The following is a 23,414-nucleotide window of genomic DNA, read 5'->3' on the forward strand; positions in this document are numbered from 1 at the left end:
CCCGTGCACCCCAGGCGCTCACGCGCCCGGGCTGGCCTGGCCGCCGAAGCCGCGCGGACGGGCGGCGGTCGCGCGCGCTTCGATGAACCGCGACACCGCGTCGACGAACGCCTCGGGGTTCTCCACCTGCGGCATGTGCCCTGTCGCCGGGATGAAGGTGAGCTGCGACCCCGGCAGCGAAGCGTGAAGCTTCTTCGCGTCGTCCGCGCTGTTGCCGAGGAGCTGGTCCGCCTCGCCCCAGACGAGGAGCGGATTCAGGCTGAGCGGGGCCCTGGGACCTCCGTGGATGGCGGCGTCGAGCACCGCCTCCAGCTGAGGTGGATTGGCGCTCTCCAGGACGTCCCGCAGGGCAGCCGGGGCGCGGCCGGGATCGGCGTAGGCGCGGCTCAGGACCCGCGGGCCATAGGTCTGCTTCCGCATCAACGCGCGCAGCATCCGGCGGGGCAGCGGCCGCGCTCCGAGCCAGCCGACGAGGCGCGGCAGCGGGGGGATGGGAACGCCGTTGACGAACACGAGCCCTCGGCAGCGGGCCGCGAACAGGCTAGCGAAGCTCGATACGACCGAGACGCCGAAGGAGTTGCCGATGCACCACGCGCTGGAGATACCCAGCTCGTCCAGGAGCCGCTCCAGCCAGCGCGCATAGGCGTCCAGGGCGCCGAGCCCCGGGGCGTCCGTGCGCCCGATGCCGGGCAGATCGGGCGCGATCACCTGGAAACGCTCCGCCAATCGCTCCCAGACAGGCGCCCAGTGCAGAGGCGCCCCGCCCCAGGCGCCGTGCACCAGCAGCAGCGGCTCGCCCTGCCCGCCCACGTGGACGCTGGCAGGGCGGCCGTCGATCGCGATCTCCTTCACCGAAACCGTGCTCATGCCCCTCTCCTGTGCGGAATCATCGCGGGGCCCATCCTGCCCCCGGCTGCCGGGGGCCCGCAACAGGAACGCACGCCGGCGCGCGCCCCCGTCCCTCCCTCTTGCGTGTGCGGGCGCTGGCCGGGCGCGCGGCGCCTCTCGGCCCTTCGCGCTTGCCTCACGGGCAGCCGATCGCGGTATCGTCCCCGCCGTGTCCCCCGCTCAGAAGCTCCGCGATCTGCTCGCCTCGCCCGGCCTCCTCGTCATGCCTTGCTGCTTCGACGCGCTGTCGGCGCGGCTGATCGAGCAGGCCGGCTTCTCGCTCTCGTTCATGAGCGGCTTCGCGGTCTCCGCCGCGCGCCTCGGCGCGCCCGACACGGGGCTCATCTCGTATGGTGAGATGGTCGATCAGGCGCGGGCGATCTCCGGCGCCGTGTCGATTCCGGTGCTCGGCGACGGCGACACGGGCTACGGCAATGCGATGAACGTGAAGCGCACGGTGCGCGGTTATGCGCAGGCCGGGCTGGCCTGCGTCATGATCGAGGACCAGGTCGCTCCCAAGCGCTGCGGCCACACGCGCGGCAAGCAGGTCGTGCCCCGCGACGAGGCGTTCACCCGCGTCCAGGCCGCCGTGGACGCGCGCGACGAGGGCGCCGGCGTGCTCATCATGGCCCGCACCGACGCCCGCCAGACGCACGGCTTCGACGAGGCGCTGGCCCGCGCGCGGGCGTTCGCCGACCTCGGGGCAGACATCGTGTTTCTGGAGGCGCCCGAGAGCGTGGAGGAGATGCGAACGTTCTGCCGCGAGGTGCGCAAGCCGACGATGGCCAACATGGTGGATCACGGTAGGACACCGGTGCTGCCGCCGGCCGAGCTCGGGGCGATCGGCTACAAGATCGCGGCCTATCCGCTCACCCTGCTCTCGGTCGCCGCCGCCGCCATGCGCGAGGCGCTCGCGGCCCTGCGCGCCGGCCGGCACCCCGACCCGCGGATGAGCTTCGCGGCGCTCCAGGAGATCGTCGGGTTCCCCGAGTACTACGCTGAAGAAGCGCGCTATGCGCAGCCGCCAAGGAAGGGGTGAGTCGAGCACCATGACCACGATGTCCTCTGCCGCCCCCGCGTCGCTCCTCGACGCGGCGCGGAGCCTCGTCCCGCTCGTCCAGGAGCACGCCCAGCGGGGAGAGCGCGAGCGCCGTTTGCCCGATCCGGTCGCGAGGGCGCTCCGGGAGTCGGGCATCTTCCGCATGTGTCGTCCGCGCGCGCTGGGCGGGCTCGAGGCCGACCCCCTCACGGCGCTGCAGGTCATCGAGGAGCTCTCGCGCGCCGACGGCGCGGCAGGGTGGTGCGCCATGATCTGCGGCACGACCGGCGCGTTCGAGGCGTACATCCCGGCGGAGGGGGGCAAAGAGATGCATGCGAGCCCGGATGTCGTGACCGCCGGCGTCTTCGCGCCGAGCGGGCGCGCCGTCGAGGTCGAGGGAGGATATCGGGTCGCCGGGAGGTGGGCGATGGCGAGCGCCTGTCATCATTGCGACTGGCTGGGCGGCACCGCGGTGGTCTTTGACGGGATGGCCCCGCGCATGCTGCCCGGGGGCGTCCCCGAGGCCGTCGTGCCGATGTTCCGCGCCTCGGAGTGCGAGATCCTGGATACGTGGAGCGTCTCCGGCCTTGCCGGCACCGGGAGCCACGATTTCGCGGTCGTCGACGTCTTCGTGCCGAGCAGCCGGTGCATCCGGCTCCCGATGACGTCTCCGACCCATCCAGGGCCTCTCTTCGTGTTCCCGCTCTTCGGCTTCCTCGCGAGCGCGGTCGCGACGACCGCGCTCGGGATGGCGCGCGCGGCCATTGATGAGCTGGTCCGGCTCGCGGCGACCAAGCGGCCGAGCGGCATGACGACGTCGCTCGCGACGCGGCCCTCGACGGCGCTCGCCGTGGCCGAGGCCGAGGCCACGCTGGGCGCGGCCAGGGCCTACCTCTTCGAGGCCGTCGGCGCCGTCTGGGACGTCGCGGTCTCTGGCAGGCCGATCTCGCTGCGGGAGCGGGCGCGCGTCCGGCTCGCCGCGACGAACGCCGCCCTCGGCGCGGCGCGCGCCGTCGATCTGGCCTTCACGGCGGGCGGCGCCACGGCGCTCTACGCGGAGAGCCCTCTTCAGCGCAGCTTCCGCGACGTTCACGCCGTCACGCAGCACGCCCTCGTCGCCCCGCACACGCGCGAGGTCCAGGGCCGTGTGCTCCTCGGGCTGGACACCGAGCTGCCGATGTTCTGAGGGGCCGTCCGCGAGAGGAGACGCGGATGAGCCCGTAGCGCACGAAGATGCGCCCCGCTCTCATCCCAGGGGCAGATCCACCCACCGCTCGAATCCAGGCCGGCGCTTGATGCGGCCGTACCACGCGTCGACGTGCTCCAGCGCGGGCCGCTCGGTCTTCAGGTTGTACCACCGCTGCGCCGCGACCCCGAGGGGGATATCGGCGAACGTGAAGTACTCTCCCGCGGCCCACGGGTGCCGTGACAGCTGCCTGTCGAGGATCCCCAGCGCGGCGAGCGCCGACCTGCGGGCGGCGTCGATCGCGCCCTGATCGCGGCGCTCTTCCGGCGTGCGCACGAGCTGCACGAGGAGCGTCCGGATCGGGGGCCACAGGGTCCCGAACTGCCAGTCGGTCCAGGCGTCGGCGCGCGCCCTGTCGGCGAGATCGCTCGGCTGGAGCGGCGGCGACCCGTAGCGCGAGAACAGATAACGCACGATCGCGTGCGACTCCCAGAGCACCAGCGGGCCGTCCTCGAGCGTCGGAACCAGCCCGTTCGGGTTGAGGGTGAGATAGTCGGCGTCCTTGACGCGACCGAACGGTCCGCCGGCGTCGATGCGCTCGAAATCGAGCCTGAGCTCGTCGAGCGCCCAGAGGACCTTTTGCACGTTCGAAGAATTCTTGTGACCCCAGAGTCTCAACATGATGTCCCTTGTCCCTCGGCGCCGCTCAGGCGGCCGTCGTCGCCGCCGGCTTCACGAACTTCGCGAAGCGCTCCACATAGAACTCGACCGGATTCTGGATGGCCCTGGCCGCGGGGCGCGCCTGCACGGCCTCGATCCACGCCCGGAGCCGCGTGAGCTCCGCGGGGATGGAGAAGTCGCGGAGGCGGCCGACCGCCGGCAGCCGCTCGAACCATGGATAGAAGGAGAGATCGACGAGGCTGACCTCGGCGCCGAGCCAGTAGGGCCCCTGGCCCGACGACCTCGCCAGCGCCTCTTGCTCGATGAACGCGAGCACCTCGCCGAGCGCCTTGCGCCCCTCCGCCTCCTGGTTCCGGGTCTCGGCCCTGAGCAGCTGGGTGAACGCCGGCACGAGGCGCGTGTTCGCGTAATCGATCCAGATCCTCGCCAGGGCGCGCCTGCCCGGCTCCCTGGGCAGGAGCCGTGGCTCGGGGAAGACCTCCTCGAGGTACTCGTTGATGATCGCCGACTCCCAGATACGGTGGCCCTCGTGCTCGATCGCCGGGACCTTGCCGTAGAGCGAGGCGTCGACGAACGCCCGCGGCTTGTTCTGCAGATCGACCTCGGTCAGCTCGAAGTCGATCGCCTTCTCCTGCAAAACGAGCCGGGTGCGGTGGGCGAAGGGGCACGCCTTCGCGCTGTAGAGTCGCAGCTTCGTCATCCTGTTCTCCTTGACGGCGTGCGCCACGCGAAGAGCTCTCCTGCTCTCAGGCAGAGGGGGCGCTCCGCTAACGGGCCGTCGTCGTGGCAGGGAGCAGGGAGCGTGCCAGGGCTCTATTGCAGGAACGGATCACAATCGTTCGCGCTGGCCGCGCGCTTGCTGCGACGGGAGCAGGGATTGCTTGTGATGTGCTGCTGAGGCAGCAATGAATCCGGCGTGGGGCGAGGGAAGGCCTCTGCTGATGGATGGTCGACCCCTGTCGAGTACCCGGGAGACGTCGCGTCCGCCGGGATGAGGCGCGCTCAGATCTTCATCCTTCCTCCTCGTGTCATGGTTCGCAGCCCGCGCCACCTCAGCCAATGGCACCTCTGCTCGAGCGGTCATCCGTCGTCCACGCGCGGGCGTGGACGTGGACCTCCTCCCGGTGTGCCGGGAGGGCGCGCTGATGTTTTCCGCCTTACTCTTCTATGACGGACAATAGTCTGCTATGACGGACATGTCAAGACGCTCCGCGGTAGCGTCGATGTCCTCGGCAAGAGGTGTGTGGACCGGTGTGCAACGGCGATGATCGCTGCGGAGGCTGGGATTGACCGGATGTGCGAGGGCTGTCTTCGTTGTAAGGTGCGTGCCGTGACGCCTGCTCGCCTCGACGCCCGAGCACTCCATGGCTCGCATGGTTCGGGACGTGACCGTCGCGTGGGCCGATGGCCTTGGCAAGACAGCGTCCTCGTCGTCAAGCGCATGACGGCGACAGGCATGGAGCGACGCGATGACAGGTGAACGCCCGCCGGACCGCATCCTGACCGCTCGGCTGACGCTGCGAGCATGGCGGCCCGAGGATGCGCCTTTGATCAGGGAGGCGATCGACACAAGCCTTGCTCACCTGCGGCCCTGGATGCCGTGGGCCGTGCACGAGCCTTCCTCCATGGAGGCGACCACCGCGCTCCTCGAGAAGTTCCGGGACGACTTCACGGAAGGACGCGACTTTCATTATGGCATCTTCACGCGCGACGAGCGCGCCGTGCTCGGGGGTACGGGGCTCCACCCGCGGATCGGCCCGGGCGCGATCGAGATCGGCTACTGGCTCCGGGCGACGGCGACGCGCTGCGGTTACGCGACCGAGGCGGTGGCAGGCTTGACCCGGGTCGCGCTCGAGGAGCTCGGCGTGAGCCGCGTCGAGATCCGCTGCGATCCGCGGAACACCGCGAGCGCCGCCGTGCCCCGGCGGCTCGGGTACCGGCATGTGACGACGCTCGAGGCGAACGCCCTGACGCCCGCGGGCGAGCCTCGCGACACGATGGTGTGGGCGCAGACGGCCGCGGAGCTCCCAGGATCGCGCCGGGGAGGCCGGAGCTCGTGAGTCCATCACCCTCCGCCAGCGCGCCGGGAGCGCCGTCGGATTCGGATGTTCGGATCGAGGCGCGGCCGACGCGCTGATAGCGTGGCGGACGCCGCGGTCACTCGAGCTCGAGCGTCATCTCGATCATCGTGCGACGGAAGCCGAACCGCTCGAACAGGCGCTGCGCGGCGGCGTTCTGGGTCGCGGTGTGGAGCACGACGCGCGGCGCGCCCAGGGCCCGGAGGCGCGCGATGACGGCCTCCAGGAGGATAGCGCCCGCGCCCAGCCGGCGCGCGGGCTCGGCGACATAGATGTCGTGGAGGGCGCCGCAGGCGTCGAGGAGGCTGTTCCAGTCGCGCGGCTCCCGGCGGCCGTAGGCGTAGCCGACCAGCGCCGGCTCGGCGCCCGCTCGCTCGGCGACGACGATCGCGGCGTCGGGGTCGGCGAGCTCGCTCGTGAGCCACCGCTCGTAGCCCGGCTCGAGCGGCTCCAGGCACATGAAGCGGTGCGGATCGAGGGCGTGGTGCAGGCGGACGAGCTGCGCGGCGAAGCTCGCCACCTCGGGCATGTCGGCGCGCACCGCGAGGCGGGCGTTGACGGAGGGGATCATCCGCCAGGATAGCCGAGCGCCGGCCGCTCGCTCCGCCTCAGCGTCCTCAGCGTCCCTTTCCCGCCCCCAGGCCCTCCAGCGCCTGCTCCGCGTCGCGCCGGTAGGCGTTGTCGGTCGGCGCCGTCTCCAGGAAGCGCTGGTAATGGTGGATGGCCTTCTCGCGGTTGTTCGCCGCGCGGAGCGCCTCGGCGAGGAGGAAGTGCGCGTCGAACAGCCACGGCGGGCTCGAGCGGTCCGGCGCCTCGCCCAGGGCGACCGCCTGCTCCATCTCGCTCGCGGTCCCGGCCCGGTTGCCGCGCGACGCGTAGATCTTGCCGAGGCGGTAGTGCCACTCGGGGACCTTGTCGTTGGCCGCGATCGCCTTGCGCCACGCCTCCTCCGCGGCCGCCCAGTTGCCCTGATCCTGGTAGCAGAGCGCCATCGTGGCGTAGGCCTCGTAGCGGGACGGCCGCTTCTCCAGCGCGATCTTCAGATCCGCCAGCGCGTCCCGGCTCGCCCCCTGCTTCTGCAGCAGCACGCCGCGCTGCCAGTACGCGTCGCCGAGCTCCGCGTCGAGCTCCAGCGCGCGCCTCAGCGCCATCTCCGCGCGCGCGGTCTGGGCCGTCTCGTTGGCGCCCCAGCCGACGTAGAGGTGGTACTCGGCGCGGTTCGGATCGAGCTCCGCGGCGCGCTCCAGGAAGCGCAGCGCCTCGGCCATGTTCGTGCCGCGCACGAGGAGCGCGCGGCCGAGGAAGTGGTTCGCCTCGGCGGAGTTCGCGCGGTCCTTGAGCACGTCGCGCAGGATGGGCTCCGCCTGGCTCGCGTGCCCCGCCATGACCTGGGTCGAGCCGACGCGCAGCTTCAGGTCGATGTCGTTCGGCGCCTTGCGGAGCGCGTCGGCGTACATCTCCAGCGCGCGCTCGCTCTGGCCGGTCTCCTCGAACAGGAGCCCGCGCTCGAGCGCGAGGCCCGGGTAGTCCTTGTCGGCCGCCGTGACCTTGTCGAAGATCTTCGCGGCGTCCTCGAACCGGCGCAGGCGACGGTACGCCACGCCCAGCTTGAACTGGCTGCCGAGGTCATCCTCCTTCGCGAGCGCGAGCTCGAGCTCCTGCCGGGCTTCGTCGTACCGCCCGGTCTGGAGCGCGACCTCCGCCTTGGCCTTGTGCAGCGCGGGCAGGTCCGGGAACTTCGCCGTCGCCTCCGACAGCTTCTCCGCCGCCGCCTCGTTGCGGCCCATGCTGGACAGGAGCGACGCCAGCGCCACGTAAGCGTCGACGACCTCCGGAAGGTCCTCTGTCGACTTCACGGCGTCGAGGTACGCCTGCTCCGCGTCCTTCTTGTTGCCGAGCGCGAGCTCGGTGCGCCCGAGCCAGTAAGCGACCTGCGGGGCCGCCGCGTGCGTCTTCTGCAGCTCCTTCAGGAGGTCCTTCGCCTCCTTCATGCGCTCCTGCGCCAGCCACGTCTTCGCCTTGCCGAGCTGCGCGGCGAGGCGCTGGGCGTCGGCGCGGGCCGCGGCCTCGAAGCGCGCCTGCGCCTCGGAGTAGCGGCCCGACCGGTAGAGGACCTCGCCGTTGCCGATCAGGGCGCGCACCGCCTGCGGGTCGAGCTTCACCGCGGCGGCGAAGGCCTGCTCCGCCGCGCTCATGCGCGACCTCGCGAGGTGGATGGTGCCGAGCAGCGTGTACGCGTCGACGATCTCGGGGTCGCTCGCGGCGGCCCGGGTCGGGCCGTCGCCGGTGACCTTGCCGAGCAGATCGAGCGCCTCCTGCTCACGGCCCGGGGTCTGCCAGAGCACCGACGCGATCAGGGTGCGGGCCCCGACGTGGTCGGGCGAGGCCTCGAGCGCGCCGCGGGCGCTCGCCTCGGCGCCCGCGGTGTCCCCGGCGAGGAGCTGCGCCCGGGCCAGGCCGTAGAGCGTGCGCGCGCTCTTCTGGAGGCCGCTCGCGTGCTGCCACGCCGCGATCGCCTTGGGGGCGTCCCTGGCGGCGAGCTCTATCTCGGCCGAGAGGACGGCGAGGTCGATGTCGTCCTTGAGCTGCGCGGCGAGCGCCTGCGTGGCCTGTCGCGCGCGCGGGAGCTCGCCGCTGGCCGCGGCCTGCGCCGCGACGGCGAGGGAGAGCAGGTCGCCCGGATGGGAGCTCGCGAGCGTGAGCATCTCCTTGCCGAAGGCGTCGTCGACGGTCCGGTGCCCGAAGCGGATGCTCCGCGCGAAGGCGATGTACGCGGCGTAGGCCATGGTCGCCCGGTGGCGCGGCGCATTGGCCCGCGTGGCGTTCGCGTCGTTCAGCGCTCCGTTGGCGGCCGACGCGGTGTCCTTCGCGAAGGCCGTCTGGGTCCGCAGGCGGAGCTCGGCGAGCGCCCCCTCGTGCGCGAAGGCGTTGAGCCGGTCGCTGATGAGGTTCACGCCGAAGGCGCCGACGTCCGGAACGAGCGCGAGCGCGCCGCCGCTGACGGCGGCGACCGCGAGCGCCGCCACGACGTAGCGCTTGATCTTCGATTTTGGCGGCGGTGCTTCCGTGGTCGCCGCGGGCTTCTCGGCCTGCGCGCCGGGACCGGCGCTCAGGTCGCCGATCTCGGTGCCCGCGCCGGTCAGGTCGACCTCGTCCCCGACGCTGGGGTGCGGCTCGCTGAGCTCGATGCCCCGATCGTCGGCGTCCGCGAGCGATTGCGTGAAGTTCGCGGATCGGTCGGACGGATCGTAAGGGGTGGGCGCGGCGCCGGGGGCGAGCTGCGTGACGCTCTCGCCGAGGGCGATCTCGTCGCCGAAATCGGCGGCGCCGAAGCCGGCGGTGGGCGCGGCGCCGAAGCCGGTGGTGGACGCGGCGCGGGCGTCGGCGGGCGGCGCGGCGCCGAAGCCGGTGGTGGACGCGGCGCGGACGTCGGCGGGCGGCGCGGCGAGGAAGTCGGCGGGGGGTACGGCGCCGAAGTCGACGGGCGGCATGGCGCCGCTGCTGGGCGGCTCCGGCGCCGCCTGCGGCGGGAGGGGGCGCGGCCCGGGCGCCTGGAATGCGGCGCCCACGCGCGAGTCGTCGTAGTCCGGCGGGGCCTCGTCGAAGAGCTCGGCGCCGACGATGGTCCCCGGTCCTGCAGGCGAACCGGCACCGGTGGCCTTCGAGGGGAGGGCGGAGCCGGTGGCCTTCGAGGGGAGGGCGGAGCCGGTGGCCTTCGAGGGGAGGGCGGGGCCGGTGGCCTTCGTGGGGAAGCCCGCGGCGGTCGGAGCAGGGAAGCCCGCCTGGGCCGCGGTCGGGAGCCCGGCGCGCGCCGGCGAGGGGAGCGGCGCGGAAGCCGGCGTGGGCAAGCCCGTGTTCGAGAACGGGGCGGGCATGCCGATGACGGCCGGGGCCGAGCTCGGCAGATCGCCGGCGACGATGGGCAGGTCGCCCGCGGATGTCGCGGGCAGCTCGGCGTCGCCGTCGCCCTCGAGAGGCAGCTCGAGCTCACCGAAGCCGAACGACATGGATCCGCTGCTGGAACGCGCCGGAGGAGCCGGGGGCGCGTCGTCGTCCAGGTCTCCGAAATCGTACTCCGGGGCCACGCGCGGGGGCGCGTCCCCCGCACCGCGGGTGCGCCCGCGACCGAGGGGCTGCGTGGTGGCCCCGGCGTTTCGCGCGCCGAGCCCGGCGTCCCGCGCACCAGGCCCCGAGGGGGCGCCCGGCGCCGACTCTCGCTCGCCGAACCCGAGGGTGCGCCGGTTGCTCGGAGGCAGCGGCTCGACCCGCGCCGGCAGGTCGGTACCGGCGAACGCGGTCGGCGTCGCCGGGGCGGTTCGGGACTCCGCGCGCGATCGCGCCGGGAGCGCCACCGACGCCCCGGGCGCATTGCCGTAGACGACCGGCAGATCGTCCGGGTTGAGCCCCTGCACCTCGGCGTCCGTCGGGCTCGGGAGCTCGACCATGAGATCGATCTCTCCGAAGCCGCGCCGTTGCGGCACGGTCTTGGCGTTCCGCCGATCGGACGGGGCGGGGCGATCGGGGACGTCCGGCAAGCCGATCTCGCCGAAGACCTCCGGACCCGGCGGCTCAGGAGGCGGCGCGGGCGGCGCAGGCACCGCGGGCGCTGCGCGGCGCGGCGGCGTCGGTACCGGCGCCGGCGCCGGCCCGGGGCGTCGGGGAGGCGCGACCGCGGGGAATGCGATGTCCTCCGGAGCCGCCATGGGCAGATCGGCGTCCTCGGTCGCCGCCGGGGCGCTCCGCTCCGAGAGCTGAAGCCCCCCCGCCCCGGCCCGCGGCGGGGGGGTGGGCACAGGCGTCGGCGCGGGCGCTGCGCTTGCGCCCCCCTTGGTCACCAGCAGGCTCGTACCGCACTTCGGACAGCGCATCCTGAGCCCCGCAGGGGGGACACGCTTCTCGTCGACCTGGTACGGCGATTTGCACCCGTCGCACTCGACCTTGATCATGCTTCCCGACCCGATGCCGGCGCTGCGAGCGCCTTCGCAGGCGCCCCACGCTCGTTCGGCCTGCGAAAGGCCGGGATGCCCCGACATCCGCTCTCCTTACTAGCAGGGGTTGCGGTCCTTAGGATCGCCTCTTCTGCCGGGCGCCCTCAAATCGGCGACTTCCTCGGGCATGTCGCGTACGTGGTCCGGAAGCAGGAAGCGGACAGCGCGCAGTCGCGGGGCGGCCGGGGACGGCGGGACGCGGGGACGGGCGGGACGGTAGCGGGACGGTAACGGAGCGGCGACGCCGTCTGGCAGGCGGCGCGTGTCGCCATCGCGGCCTCGCCAAGCGTCCTCCACCTGTGCTAACGCGCTGCCGCTCATGCAGCGCTCGACGGCGGTCATCTACACGCTCTTCTTCGCGGGCGCGCTGGCGTTCGTCATCACGCAAGGCGGCTCGAAGGGGCGCGGCGCGGCCAGCGCGCCCGCCGACGCAGGCCCCGACGCCGCCGACGCCGCCGCATCGCTTGCGACGGCCGCGGCGGGCGACGCCGACGCGGGGAGCGACGCCGGCGCCGAGGGCATCGTCCAGGAGCGCGGCCCCGAGCCAGCGGGGCGATCCGACGCGGGCGTCACGCTCCTCTCGGGAGAGGCGCCGCCCTCGCTGCCGGCCGAGGCGCCGAAGAAGGTGCGCTTCGGCGTCGTGCTCATCCAGTACCGCGGCGCGCAGGGCGCGGCGCCGACCGCGCGCTCCAAGGACGCCGCGCTGGCGCTCGCCAGGGAGCTCGCCGAGGTGGCCAAGACGGACTTCAAGGCCGCCATCGAGAAGGGCGACAAGGGGTCGACCGACGACCTCGGCTACATCCCGCGCGGCGTGCTCGAGCCCGCGCCGGAGTACGAGCTGTTCAGCCTCCCCAAGGGGGGCGTGAGCGGCCCGGTCGACACGCCGCGCGGCTTTTGGATCGCGCGTCGGATCGAGTAAGTAGAGCGTACCGCACCCGGCGCGTCGCCGTGGACGCGAACGAGTGGAGATACCGTATGGCGACGATCGACATCCGTCGGCAGCACGCGCTCACCAAGGACGAGGCCAGGAAGCGCGCGGAAGAGCTCGCGCGGGGCATGGAAGACAAGCTCGGCATCCAGTGGCGATGGGATGGCGACGTCATCCGGTTCGAGGCGCCGGGCGGCGCCGCGAAGGGGACGAAGGGCCTCGTTCGCGTCGAGGCGTCCGCGGTCCATGTGGAGATCGATCTCCCGTTCCTGCTGAAGGCGATGAAGGGCATGGTCGAGTCGAAGGTCAACGACAAGCTCGACGCCGTGCTGGGCAGGGCCTAGCCCGGCAGCCGGGCCAGGCGCGCCCCGGCGGCTCGATCGACCGCGCCGCCCCGCAGCGCGCGGCGCCCCGGCCGACACGCGCGCCCTCCTGCTCAGCGCCGCAACCCCGCCTCCTCCTCGCGAGCGAGCGACCTCCGCCCCCTCGCGCGCGTCGCGCCGCGCGCGAGCGCGCCCACCGTTCTTCGTTTTCCAGCGGTTCCGGCGGCGTACGCGGTCGACCGGCGCGCTCCGCGGATCTCCTCGCCGGGCGCGGGCGCGCGCACATTCGTGTCCGCCGCTCGACCCACCGATCGCGCGCGGCCAGGCAGGCTACTCGACGCGGCGCGACGCTGTTCGAGCCGGCTCCCTGCCCGGCGCGCTTTACTCCGTCAGGTTCGGTTCGCTACTCTCCGCCATCGTCATGCGGTGCGCACAGATGAGACCCCGTTCGGAGGCGTCGCGAGCGAGATGACGGTTCAGGCACCCGAGGGGCAGGCGGAGAGCATGACGGCCCTGATCGCGCGGCTCCGCGCGGAGCAAGGCGAGCAACCGGAGCGGCAGCTCCAGGCGCTCTTGCTGCACGAGCTAGGCGCGCTCGAGGAGGCGCTCGGCGAGGAGCCCACGGCGGCGCGCGACTACCTCGCCGCGTTCAACGCGGATCCCCAGTTCCGCGAGCCGCTCGAGGCGCTGGTCCGCATCCTCACGCGGCGCAAGTCGATCAAGAACCTCGGCAAGCTGCTCGACGCGCTCACGCGCGCCGCGGCCACCCCCGAGGAGCGGGCGCGCTCGTTCTGGGAGCGCGCGGCGTACCTCCAGGACCACGAGCAGAACCTCGCGGCGGCCAAGGAGGCGCTCGAGGAGGCGGCGCTCAGCAACCCGGAGGACGCGACCCCGTGGCTCGAGCTCGAGCTCATCGCGGCCAAGGAAGGGGACCTCGCCGGCCGGATGCGCGCGCTGGAGGCCCGCGCGGAGCTCGCGACGGACGCGACGTGGAAGGGGCTGCTCTTCATCGAGCTCGCCGACCTCGCGGCGGCGACCGAGAACGTGGAGCGCGCCTACGAGCTGCTCGACGCGGCCGCCGCGCTGGAGGGGCGGGCGCGCTTCAGGTCGCAGCTCGCGCTCGAGGTCATCGCCCGGCGCGAGGAGGACCTCGGCGCGCTCGCGCGCGCCCTCGAGGGGCAGGCGGAGCTCATCGCCGACGCGCTCGACGACGAGGCGAGCGGCGACGCCAACGGCGTCCCGCGGACCATGCGCAAGCCGGAGCACGCGGCCGACGCGTGGCTCCGCGCCGCCGAGCTGACGCAGCGGGCCGGCACGGGCGGCTTCGCGTCGCTCCTCGAGCGGGCCGCGGAGCGGCTGCCCCAGTCGACGCTGCTCGGCCGGGCGCGCATCGCCGCGCTCGAGTCCGCCGGCGAGGCCGAGGCCGCCGCCAGCCTGGCCAAGCAGGAGATCGCGCGCGGCGCGAGCGGGCCCGGCGCTGCGGCCCTGTGGCTCCGCGTCGCCGAGGCGGCGGCGCTCGCGAGCGATCGCGAGGCCGCGCTCGCGGCGCTCCGGAGCGCGCTCGCGGCCGACCCGCAGTGCATCCCGGCCCGCGCGCTGGAGATCGATCTCCTCGGAGACGGTCAGGACCCGTCCGCGTTCGCGGCCTCGCTCGAGGCGACGGCGGCCTCGTACGCCAGCGACGACGCGCGGGGGCGCGCGCTGCTCCTCGCGGCCTACGTCTGGGCGGTGCGGACGGACGACGTCGGCGCGGCGAAGGCGGCCCTGTCGCAGGCCGGCATGGCCGGCGTCCACCCGGGCGTGCTCGCGCGCTTCGGCCGCTCGTTCGCGGCCCTCCGCGGCGACGCGGCCTGGTACGAGGAGTCGACGAAGCGGCTGCTCTCGACGGGCGTCGACCCGGCCGAGAAGGCGAGCCTGTGGTTCGAGATCGGCCGGAGCCGCCTCCTCCGGGGGGACGCGGACGGCGCCGAGGGCGCCTTCGCCGAGCTCGCCGACGCCGGCGCCGACGACGGCGCCACGCCGAACGCGTGGCTCGGGCGGGCGCTCGGCGCCTTCGCGGTCGATCTCGTCCGCAGCCGGCGCGAGCGCGGCGACGAGCCCGGCGCCCCGGGCCCGCGGCGCTCGCCGACGGTCATCGAGGCGCTCGCCGAGGTCGAGGGCGAGGAGACCGCGCGCGGGCTGTGGCTCGTCGCTGCCCTGCGCAGCGCGCGCGGCGGCGATCTGGATCGCGCGCGGAGCCGGCTCCGCGCGCTCTTCGAGCGATCCGCGGACGACGAGGTCATCGCGGTGTTCCTGGCCGAGCTCCACCGGCGCGCCGGGAGCCCGACCGCCGCGGCCGCGACGCTCTCGGCCTGCGCCGCGGCGATCGACGACGCCGATCTCTCGGCGGCGCTGCACATCGAGGCGGCGATCCTGCTCTGGCGCGCCGGCGAACGCGGGCGCGCCGTCGAGGAGCTCGAGGCGGCGCGCGGCAAGGCGCCGCGCGCCGGCGCGACGGCGCTCACCTGGGCCCTTCGCGGCCACGAGGCGGGCGATCTGGAGAGCCGGCGCCGCGCCCTCGAGGTCGCCGGCGAGGCGGGCGAGGACCCGGCGGCGCTCGCGCTGTCGCGGTTCGGCCTCGAGGTCGGCGCGGCCGAGGGCGGCGACGCCGACGAGGCGCTCGCGACGCTCGAGGCGCTGGAGTCGCAGGCGAGCGACGACCTCGCCCTGGCCGCCGCGCTCGGGCGCCTCCTCTGGCAGCCGGCCCTCGAGCAGCGCAGCGCCGTCGAGCGCGCGCTCGACTACATCGAGGAGCGCGGCGACGGCGCCGCGACGATCGCGCACGCCGAGCGCTTCCGCCTCGCGCGGACCCTGGACCAGGATCGCGCGCGCACCGCGGCGCGCGCGGCGGCGTGGGCCGCGGCCGACCCGAGCCCGCACGCCGAGCTCGAGTGGCTCGGCGCCGCGCTCGGCGCCGAGGACCGCGAGGCGGAGGTCGCCGCGCGGAGCGCGCTCGCGCGGCACATGGAGGGCGAGGCCCGCGCCGCGATGGAGGCCTCGGCCGCGATCGTCGGCGCGCTCGATCAGCCGAACCTGCCGCGGCCGTTCCTCACCGGCGAGCACGCGCCCGCGCAGCTCGCCAACCTCGAGCTCGCGCTCCCCGGCTGCGATCCGCGGCGCCGCGCCGCGGCGCTGCACGGGCTCGGCGACGCGCTCGGCGAGGAGGCGCAGCTCACCGCGCTCGGCCTCGCGGGCTGGTCGGACTTCGCGGCCGGGGATCACGAGCGCGCGCTCGCCGCGTTCCGCGCGGTCGTCGAGCGGCGGCCCGACGACGTCGCCGCCTGGGAGGGCGTCCGCGCGACGTCCGAGGCGCTCCGCGACCCCGTGTCGACGGCGCTCGCCTCGGCGCAGCTCGGGGCGCTCTGCAAGGACGACGCGCGCGGCGCGGGGTTCTGGGAGAGCGCTGGGCTCCTGCTCCTCCAGCACACCGAGGCCGACGAGGACGCGGAGATCGCCTTCGATCGCGCGTTCACGCGCGACCCGCGGCGCGGCGTCGCCTTCGACCGGCTGTTCCGCCGGGTCCGCGCGCGCAACGAGGACGATCGCCTGCTCGACATCATCGAGAAGCGGCTCGGCGTGGCGGACAACGACCTCGAGCTCTGCAAGCTGTTCTGGGAGCGCGCGCGCGTGCTCCGCAAGAAGGGCAAGCTCGACGACGCGCTCGCCGCGCTCGAGAACGTGACGCTGCTCGAGCCGGACCACATCGGCGCGCTGGCGCTCTCGGCCGACATCTCGAAGGCGCAGGGCGACCTCGGCCAGGCGGCCGCCTTCTACGCCGAGCTCTCGCGCGTCGCGAAGGCGCCGGGGGAGCAGCGCCTCATGTCGGGGATCACGGCCGTCGACGCCTACGAGAAGCTCGGCGAGCACGACAGGGCGCTCGAGGTGCTGATCGGCCTGCACCGGGCCGGGCTGTCGACGCCCGTCGTCCGCGAGCGCCTCGTCCGGGTCGCCGCCCGGGTCGGCTCCTGGGACGAGGCGACGCGCCTGCTCGAGGAGCTCATGGTCGAGCGCGACACCCCCGAGGGGCGGATCGAGGCGGCGCGCCTCGCGATGGCCATCTACCGGGATCAGCTCCGCGCGCCGCGCCGCGCCGAGCGGGCCGTCGCGAAGCTCCTCGAAGAGGCGCCGGACGACGGCGAGGCGATCGATCTCGTCCTCACGACGGACTACGAGCCCGCCTTCCGCACCCGTGTGCTCGGCCGCGCCAAGGCGACGCTGATCCAGGCGCTCGCGTCCGAGCCGATCGACGCGGACCGGGTCGCGCTCCTCGCGAAGATCGCCGGCGCGGGGCAGGACGCGGCGCTCCGGCAGGCCACGCTCGGCGCGCTCGTCTCGCTCGTCCGCATCGACGACGGCATCTCCGCGGAGCTCAGGAAGATCGACGCCCGCGTCCCGGCGCGGCCGCAGATCGCCCTCGACGCCAAGGCCATGGCCGACATCGCCGATCCGCTCGACACCGGGCCCGTCGGCGAGCTGTTCGCGAAGATGGCCGAGACCATCTGCATGGCGCTCGGCCCCTCGCTCGTGTCGCTCGGCGTCGGCAAGAAGGACCGCATCGACTCGCGCGGCGGCCACCCGCTGCGCGTGGCGGTCGCCGAGTGGATGGGCGCGCTCAGCTTCGAGACGGACTTCGAGCTCTACGTCGGCGGCCCGAGCCCTCGCGGCGCGACCGGCGTCTACGGCCAGCTGCCGGCGCTCGTGCTCGGCCCCGAGATCACGACGCCGCTCGACGCCGCCTCGCGCTCGGCGATCGCGCGCGAGGCGTTCGCGCTGCGCCGGGGCATCTCATCGCTCAGGACGCGGGACGACAGCACCGTCGCCTCGCTCGTCGCGGCCGCGTGCATCGAGGCGGGCTTCACGGTCCCGCAGCCGCCCTACGCCGTCTTCGGCGAGGTCTCGCGCGCCATCCACAAGGAGATGTCGCGCGCGACCCGCAAGGCCATCGCCGACGTCTGCCAGCGCATCGTCTCGAGCCAGCAGGACCCGCTCCGCTGGGCGCAGGCCGCGCGCAGGAGCATCGACCGCATGGCCGTCATCGCCGCGGGCGACGTCTCGCTGGTCCTCTCGGACATCCTCAATACCCCGCGCGAGCAGCTCGGCGGTGTCGTCGCCGAGAGCGAGCGGGCGCGCCAGCTGGTCGCGTTCGTCCTCTCGCAGAGCTACCTCGAGCTCCGGAAGAAGCTCGGCATGGGGGTCCGGTGAGCAAGAATCCGCAATCCAAGAGCTCCTCTGGCGGCGGCGGCGACGAGGGCGCGCCGTCGCAGGAGAAGATCACGGTCCCCCCGCCGGCGATGTACGGCGCGGCGGTATCGGAGGGCGACGTCGAGGAGGCCACGCTCCTCGCGAAGATCCCCGAAGAGCTCATCCAGTCGATCCGCGGCGCCGAGGAGGGTGAGCGCGCCGGCGAAGGCGGCCTGAAGCAGCTGTTCTCCCGCGAGCCCGTGCCCGTGCCCGCGAGGCCCGCGCAGAGCGCCGGAGAGAGCGACGCGCTGCTCGACATGCTGTTCGAGGATCAGCGCGCCGAGGACGTCGACGACGGGGTCGTGACCTCGGCGCCGGCGTTGCACGGGACGCGCCGGCCCCCGGCGCCCATCCCGCCGCCGCGCCCCCCGTCGCTGCCCCGCCCCGCCGCCCAGCCCCGCTCGGGCAGCAGGCCGGGCGACGTGAAGGCGTCGCTCGGCGCGGAGCTCACGCCCGGCGATCGGACGCCGAAGATCCCGCCGCCGGCCCCGTCCGCGAGGTTCACGGCGCCGCGCCCGCAGCCCGCCGCCCCGCCGCCCCCGCTGCCGCCGCCGTCGGTGCGCCGGGAGCCTGTGTTCGAGGAGGACACCGCCGAGCCGGGCGACCGCGCGACGCCCATCCCCGACGGCGGCGACTCCCCGTTCGAGTTCGCGCCGCCCAGCGGCGCCAGCAGCGGCCGGTTCGCGGAGGCGCACGCCTTCGACGACGAGGAGACGCACGGCCTCGACGACGAGGAGACGAACGCCCTCGACGAGCCCGGGCCCACGACCCGGTCGTACGCCGGCCAGTCGTCCGCCTCCACCAGCCGCTGGGATCAGCCCGCCGCCGACAGCGATCCCGGCGAGCTCGTGGACGAGTCCAGCCTGATCGGCGGGCCGACCGAGCCGACCGATGAAGAGCTGGAGGACGATCTCGCGCAGACGCGGGTCGCGACCCGGAGACCCGACAGCGGCGTCGCCTTCGCGCCGCCGCGCCCGCCTTCATCGCCGCGCGCGTCGTCGTCGCCGCCGCGCCCCTCGTCGTCGCCGCGCCCCTCGTCGTCGCCGCGCCCCTCGTCGTCGCCGCGCCCCTCGTCGTCGCCGCCGCGCCCGTTCGCGGCGTCCCACGTCCGGCCGTCGTCGTCGTTCGTGCCGTCGTCGTCGTTCGTGCCGTCGTCGTCACGCGTGCCGTCGTCGTCGCCGCCGCGCCCGTCTTCGTCAGCACGCGTCCCGTCGGCGCCTCCTGCGGGCCCGTCGTCGTCGCCTTCCCGCGCGCCGGAGAGCCTCCCGCCGCTGCCGTCGATCCCGCCGCCCGCCTCGGTGTTCGACGGCGAGCAGGACGCGAGCGCGATCCTCGTCCAGTCGCAGCAGCGCGACGTGTGGGCGGCGCGCGCCGCGTGGCTCCGCTCCGAGGCCGAGCTCATCGAGGATCCCGCGGCCCGGGCGCGCGCGCTGCTTCCCGTCGCCGAGCTCTACGTGATGGCCGGGGAGGACGCCACCGCCCGCGCCATCGCCGCCGAGGCGCGCGATCTCGCCCCGAGCCTGATCTTCGCGCACCGCCAGCTCCGCGGCCTCCTGATGCGCGAGGGGGATCTGCCCGCCGCGCTCGAGGCGCTGGAGAGCGAGACCCGCGTCCTCGGCACGCCGGCCGCGCGCTGCCACAACCTCGTGCTCGGCGCGGAGCTCTGCCGCATCCCGCTCGCGGATCCCGAGGGCGCCCACAAACGCTTCGAGCTCGCGGCGCGGACGCACCCCGCCGATCCCCGCGCGCACGTCCAGCGCTTCTGCGAGGCGCTCGCCGCGCCGGACTCGGACGCGGCGGCCTCCGCCGTGCTCGCGAAGTTCCGCCTCCCCGAGGCGCCCGAGCTCGCGCCGCTCGCCGCGGCGAGCACTCAGGTCGCAGCGCACCGCGGCGCCCCGAGGCCGGCGCGCGGCCGCGCCGCCCCCGCCACGCCGTACGAGGCGCTGCTCCGTGCCCGCGCCCTGCTCGGCGCCGGCGACCTCGCCGAGGGCCTCGCGACCCTCGATCCCCTGCGCGGCACCTCGCTCGCGCCCGCCGTCGCGTGGCTCACCGCCGCGCTGAGCGCCGCGCGCAAGGAGACCCGCCCGGCGTCGCTCGGCGCGCTCCGCAACGTCGCCGCCGGCTCGCACGGCGGCCAGGCGCGCCGCGCCCTCGCGGCGCAGGCGATCGAGCTCGGCGACGCCGCCGCCGTGCGCGACGCGACGCTCGACGACGGCGGCGCCTTCTCGCCGGCCGATCGCATCGTCCTCTCGGCGCTCGCCGGCGGCGCCGCGGGCGAGATCGACCCGTGGCTCGACGCCCTCGCCGACGATCCCGAGTTCGCGCCGCTCTGCGCCGCGGCGAGCGCCGCCCTGAGCGACGCCGGCGGCGACGCCGCGGTGGACGGCGCGCCCGCGTCGAGGGGTGTGCGCCCCCTCGGCGGCCCGAGGGCCCGCGCCGCCGCGGCCCTCGGCCGCGCGCTCTCGCGCGAGGCCGTCCCCGCCGAGGGCGGCGTCGACGCGAGCGACGCCTTCTCCCGCGCGGTCGTCACGTACGGCGACACCGCGCCGGAGAGCCCGCTCTTCCGGGCGCTCGCGCTCGAGCTCGATCTCGACGGCGATCGCGGCGCCCGCGTCGCCAGGGCCGTGGCGTCGCTGCGCGAGGTCGCGTCCGAGCGCGACAGCGCGCTCGCCGCCGCCGTCCTCGCGGAGATCGCGGGCGATCAGCGCGCGGCGATGAGCGATCTCGATCGCGCCCGCGCCGCGGACCCGCAGCACGAGGGCGCCGCGCGCGCCCGCGCCGCGCAGGAGAGCGGCGTCGGCGCGGCCCGCATCCTCGCGGAGCACGCGCTCACGCTCGACGAGGGGCCGCGCGCCGCGGTGCTCGTCACCGAGGCCGCGATCCGCCTGCTCGACGGCGGCGACAACGAGGAGGGCGAGCGCCTGCTCTCGCGCGCCGCCCAGATCGATCCGAAGCTCCCCGTCGCGCTCCACCTCGGCGAGCGGAGCGCGCGCGCCCGGGTGGACCGCGACGGTCTCCTCGAGTGGCTCAGGACCCGCCGCGAGGGCGCGGCCGACCCCCTCGAGCGGGCTCACGATCTCGTCCGCGAGGCGCTCCTCGTCGCCGAGGCCGACCCCGCGGCCGCGGCGTCGCTCCTCGAGACGGCGCACCGCTCGCGCCCCCAGGACATCGGCCTGCGCGAGCTCTTCGAGCGGCTCGCGCCGGAGCCGCCCGCCGACCGCGCCTCCTGGCGCGCCGAGCGCGCCGCCGAGCTCCTGCGCGCCCTCGACGCAGGCGGTGATGGCGACGCGGGCCGCTCGGGTGACGACCGCGCCGCCGCGGGCATCGAGGCCGCTCGCCTCGCGCTCGAGGCCGCCCTCGACCACGAGCGCGCCGGCGACCTCGCGCAGGCCGCCGCGTGCGCCCGCCAGGCGATCGCCGCCGGGGACAACGCGCTCGCGCCGATCGCCCTCTACCGCGCGGCCGTCGCGGGCCACGGCACAGGAGAGCTCGTCGACGCCCTGATCCCGCGCGCCCGTGAGGCGGCGGACGCGGCGGAGCGCCTCGACATCTACGAGCGCCTCGCGGAGCTGGACGAGCACGGGCGCAAGGACGCCGGCAGCGCCCTGCTCTGGCGCCGCTCCATCCTGGAGGAGACGCCGCACCACCTGCCGACGCTCCGCCGGGTCGCCTCCTACCTCATCGGCGAGGGCCGCGACGAGGAGCTCGAGCCGATCGCCCTGGAGATCGCGCGTGTCCTCGACGGCCCGGAGGCGATCGCCCACGCGCTCCTGTCCGCGCGGCTGCGCCTGCGCGTGCTCCCGTGGGAGGAGGCGCTCGAGCCGGTCCAGATCGCGTACAGGAACGAGCCCCGCGGCATCTGGGCGCTGCGCCAGATGGCGGCCCAGGCCCGCGCGAAGGCGGATCACGCCCTCGCGATCGAGGCGGATCGCCAGCTCATCGAGCGCACCGATCGCCCGTCCGAGGCCGCGGCCCTCTCGGTGCGCGCCGCCAGGGACGCCCTGCTCGCGGGCTCGATCGAGGACGCCGTCGCCTTCTTCCGGCACGCGATCACGCTCGTCCCGCACTACCTCGTCGCGCACCTCGATCTCGCCGACGCGCTCGATCGCGGCGGCGACCCGGCGGCCGCCGCCGCGGCGCTCGAGTCTGCCGCGGGCGCGAGCGTCGGCCCCGAGGGGCGCGCGCACTCGCTCTACGCCGCGGCCGTGCTCTGGCAGGACAAGGTCCAGAACGTCGCGCGGGCGCGCGACGTCCTCGAGGCGGTCGCCACGGTCGATCCGTCGTACGCCGACGTCTTCTCGCGGCTCAGGGCCATCTACATCGCCGAGGGGGCGCGCGCCGAGCTCGCCGCGCTCCTCGAGCGCCGCCTCGAGGCGGTGACGGATCCCGCGGAGCGGGTCGAGATGGAGGTCCTGCGCGGCCGGGCGCTCGCCGACGTCGGCGACGCGGCGGCCGCGAAGCGCGCGCTCGCCGCCGCGCTCGACGCGAACCCCGATCACGTCGAGGCCCTGTCCGCCTTCGCCGACGTCTGCGCCGGCGAGGGCGACTGGGCCGGCGCCGAGCAGGCGTGGATCCGCCTCGCGCGCCTCGTTCCCGAGCCCGCCAAGCAGGTCGCGATCTACCTCCGCCTCGGCGAGCTCTACGACGAGCACCTCCCGAACGCGGAGCGCGCCGAGCTCGCGTACCAGGAGATCCTGAAGCGCTCGCCGGGCGACGTGAGCGCGCGCGAGCGCCTCGTCTCGCTCTACAAGCGCGCCGGCGACGGCGCCCGCGCGCTCGAGCAGCAGAACCTCCTCATCAACGCCGCGGAGGCGCCCGAGCAGAAGTGCCGCCGCACCGCGGAGCTCGCCGAGATCTACGAGGCGATGGGGGACGCGAAGAAGGCCGAGGCCACGCTGCTCACCGCCCGCAAGACGTGGCCGAAGGACGACTTCGCGCTCGGCGCGCTGGCCCGCTACTACCAGCGCACCGAGCAGGCCTCCGCGGCGACCACGCTGCTCGATCGCGCCCTCGCCGACGCGCGCCGCGCGCTCAACACCGGCCGCTTCGAGCCCTACCTCTTCTCGACGGTCGCGACGGTCGCGGAGCTCCGCGGCCGCGCCGGCGCCGCGAAGATCGCGCGCGCGACGGTCGACGCGCTCGACGGCCGCGACGCCGCGATGGGCGGCGCGGGCAACGCCGCCGGCGCGGCACGCCTCGACGCCCACCTCGCGCCGGAGCTCATGACCCCGGCGTTCCGGGAGCTCCTGCTCAAGACGGGCCCGCTGCTCGACGCCGCGGTGCCGTTCGATCTCGACTCGATCCGCGCGACGCCGCTGCCGCCCCAGCACGCCGAGATCACCGATCTGGCGCGCGGCATCGGCGCGGCGTACGGCCTCCCCGGCCTGCAGGTCTACATGACGGGTGCGCTCGGCGCCGTCTGCGTGCCGGCGTCCACGAGCCCGCCCAAGATCGTCCTCGGCCAGGCGCTCGTCACCTCGCCGCGCGAGGACGTCCGGGTCGCCCTCATCCACCGCGCCGTCAAGATCCTCCAGACCAACGCCTCGGCCTTCTCGCGGACGGCGCCGATCGATCTCTGGCCGCTGCTCGCGGCTTACCTGAAGGCGTTCGTCCCGACGTGGTCGCCGCAGGGCGCGGACGCCGGGCGCCTGCGCGAGTACCACGGCCGCATCGAGCGGGTGATGGCGGGCGGCGTGGATCCGAAGATCAGCGTGCTCGCCGCCGACGTCATCGGCTCGATCGGCAACCGCGCCTCGACGTTGAACACCGCGATCAACGGCTGGGGGAACCGGGCCGCGTTCCTCGCCGTGGGCGACATCAACGTCGTCCTCACGGGCATCGCCTGGTCCGGCGGCAACACGAACGCGCCTCCCGCCGCGGGCAAGGACCGCGTCACCTGGATCGGGCGCAACGCGGAGGCGCGCGACCTCATCGTCTTCGCCGTGAGCGACGGCCTGACCGAGGCGCGGGAGCAGCTCGGCTTCAACGAGTGAAGGCGGGCGGGCGCTTGTGCGCTCGTGGCT

At 74.7% G+C, this 23,414-nt stretch carries 12 protein-coding genes; 7 read left to right on the forward strand and 5 right to left on the reverse strand.

What is annotated here, in order from left to right; translation table 11 throughout:
• Positions 1 to 18 precede the first annotated feature (18 nt).
• Positions 19 to 867, reverse strand: coding sequence for an alpha/beta fold hydrolase (locus WMF12_RS02935; RefSeq protein ID WP_437863572.1), 849 nt, complete (start codon positions 865 to 867; stop codon positions 19 to 21).
• A 190-nt stretch (positions 868 to 1,057) separates the two neighbouring features.
• On the opposite strand from WMF12_RS02935, the gene WMF12_RS02940 reads away from it, so the two are divergent.
• Together WMF12_RS02940 and WMF12_RS02945 are read left to right on the forward strand one after the other, a co-directional pair.
• Positions 1,058 to 1,927 (forward strand): isocitrate lyase/PEP mutase family protein, encoded by an 870-nt coding sequence (locus WMF12_RS02940; RefSeq protein WP_437744100.1) that lies wholly within the window; start codon positions 1,058 to 1,060, stop codon positions 1,925 to 1,927.
• A gap of 10 nt (positions 1,928 to 1,937) precedes the next feature.
• Entirely contained in the window at positions 1,938 to 3,113 is a 1,176-nt protein-coding gene (locus WMF12_RS02945; RefSeq protein WP_437863598.1) for an acyl-CoA dehydrogenase family protein, read from the forward strand.
• 60 nt (positions 3,114 to 3,173) lie between these two features.
• Here the strand turns inward: WMF12_RS02945 and WMF12_RS02950 are convergent, their stop codons facing one another.
• Both WMF12_RS02950 and WMF12_RS02955 read right to left on the reverse strand, forming a co-directional pair.
• Positions 3,174 to 3,794, reverse strand: coding sequence for a glutathione S-transferase family protein (locus WMF12_RS02950; protein WP_437744102.1), 621 nt, complete (start codon positions 3,792 to 3,794; stop codon positions 3,174 to 3,176).
• Positions 3,795 to 3,819: 25 nt separating this feature from the next.
• Positions 3,820 to 4,494 (reverse strand): glutathione S-transferase family protein, encoded by a 675-nt coding sequence (locus WMF12_RS02955; RefSeq protein ID WP_437744103.1) that lies wholly within the window; start codon positions 4,492 to 4,494, stop codon positions 3,820 to 3,822.
• Between the two features lie 769 nt (positions 4,495 to 5,263).
• Here WMF12_RS02955 and WMF12_RS02960 point away from each other — a divergent pair.
• Positions 5,264 to 5,854, forward strand: a complete 591-nt coding sequence (locus tag WMF12_RS02960) for a GNAT family N-acetyltransferase (protein WP_437863658.1) — start codon at positions 5,264 to 5,266, stop codon at positions 5,852 to 5,854.
• 97 nt (positions 5,855 to 5,951) lie between these two features.
• Here WMF12_RS02960 and WMF12_RS02965 read toward each other — a convergent pair whose 3' ends face one another.
• Together WMF12_RS02965 and WMF12_RS02970 are read right to left on the reverse strand one after the other, a co-directional pair.
• Positions 5,952 to 6,443: an N-acetyltransferase family protein gene (locus tag WMF12_RS02965; RefSeq protein ID WP_437863689.1), complete on the reverse strand. Its 492-nt coding sequence runs from the start codon at positions 6,441 to 6,443 to the stop codon at positions 5,952 to 5,954.
• Between the two features lie 46 nt (positions 6,444 to 6,489).
• The gene (locus tag WMF12_RS02970; protein ID WP_437863701.1) at positions 6,490 to 10,905 is read right to left on the reverse strand and encodes a tetratricopeptide repeat protein; all 4,416 of its coding nucleotides are present in this window, start codon (positions 10,903 to 10,905) and stop codon (positions 6,490 to 6,492) included.
• A 274-nt stretch (positions 10,906 to 11,179) separates the two neighbouring features.
• On the opposite strand from WMF12_RS02970, the gene WMF12_RS02975 reads away from it, so the two are divergent.
• The 4 genes from WMF12_RS02975 (at position 11,180) to WMF12_RS02990 (ending at position 23,384) form a co-directional block, all read left to right on the forward strand.
• Positions 11,180 to 11,779 (forward strand): peptidyl-prolyl cis-trans isomerase, encoded by a 600-nt coding sequence (locus WMF12_RS02975; RefSeq protein ID WP_437863718.1) that lies wholly within the window; start codon positions 11,180 to 11,182, stop codon positions 11,777 to 11,779.
• Between the two features lie 56 nt (positions 11,780 to 11,835).
• The gene (locus tag WMF12_RS02980) at positions 11,836 to 12,132 is read left to right on the forward strand and encodes a polyhydroxyalkanoic acid system family protein (RefSeq protein ID WP_272097713.1); all 297 of its coding nucleotides are present in this window, start codon (positions 11,836 to 11,838) and stop codon (positions 12,130 to 12,132) included.
• Between the two features lie 447 nt (positions 12,133 to 12,579).
• Positions 12,580 to 17,352, forward strand: coding sequence for a hypothetical protein (locus tag WMF12_RS02985; protein ID WP_437863738.1), 4,773 nt, complete (start codon positions 12,580 to 12,582; stop codon positions 17,350 to 17,352).
• Entirely contained in the window at positions 17,349 to 23,384 is a 6,036-nt protein-coding gene (locus WMF12_RS02990) for a hypothetical protein (RefSeq protein WP_437863747.1), read from the forward strand. Before WMF12_RS02985 ends, WMF12_RS02990 begins: the two co-directional genes overlap by 4 nt.
• The last annotated feature ends 30 nt before the right edge of the window (positions 23,385 to 23,414 follow it).

It is taken from the genome of Sorangium sp. So ce363 (assembly GCF_051520435.1).
GTDB classification, from domain to species: domain Bacteria; phylum Myxococcota_A; class Polyangia; order Polyangiales; family Polyangiaceae; genus Sorangium; species Sorangium cellulosum_B.

What these genes read in the sequence shown, in the direction of transcription:
- WMF12_RS02935 (WP_437863572.1), bottom strand. Translation starts at nt 867, where the DNA reads ATGAGCACGGTTTCGGTGAAGGAGATCGCGATCGACGGCCGCCCTGCC.
- WMF12_RS02945 (WP_437863598.1), top strand. Translation starts at nt 1,938, where the DNA reads ATGACCACGATGTCCTCTGCCGCCCCCGCGTCGCTCCTCGACGCGGCG.
- WMF12_RS02950 (WP_437744102.1), bottom strand. Translation starts at nt 3,794, where the DNA reads ATGTTGAGACTCTGGGGTCACAAGAATTCTTCGAACGTGCAAAAGGTC.
- WMF12_RS02955 (WP_437744103.1), bottom strand. Translation starts at nt 4,494, where the DNA reads ATGACGAAGCTGCGACTCTACAGCGCGAAGGCGTGCCCCTTCGCCCAC.
- WMF12_RS02960 (WP_437863658.1), top strand. Translation starts at nt 5,264, where the DNA reads ATGACAGGTGAACGCCCGCCGGACCGCATCCTGACCGCTCGGCTGACG.
- WMF12_RS02965 (WP_437863689.1), bottom strand. Translation starts at nt 6,443, where the DNA reads ATGATCCCCTCCGTCAACGCCCGCCTCGCGGTGCGCGCCGACATGCCC.
- WMF12_RS02970 (WP_437863701.1), bottom strand. Translation starts at nt 10,905, where the DNA reads ATGTCGGGGCATCCCGGCCTTTCGCAGGCCGAACGAGCGTGGGGCGCC.
- WMF12_RS02975 (WP_437863718.1), top strand. Translation starts at nt 11,180, where the DNA reads ATGCAGCGCTCGACGGCGGTCATCTACACGCTCTTCTTCGCGGGCGCG.
- WMF12_RS02980 (WP_272097713.1), top strand. Translation starts at nt 11,836, where the DNA reads ATGGCGACGATCGACATCCGTCGGCAGCACGCGCTCACCAAGGACGAG.
- WMF12_RS02985 (WP_437863738.1), top strand. Translation starts at nt 12,580, where the DNA reads ATGACGGTTCAGGCACCCGAGGGGCAGGCGGAGAGCATGACGGCCCTG.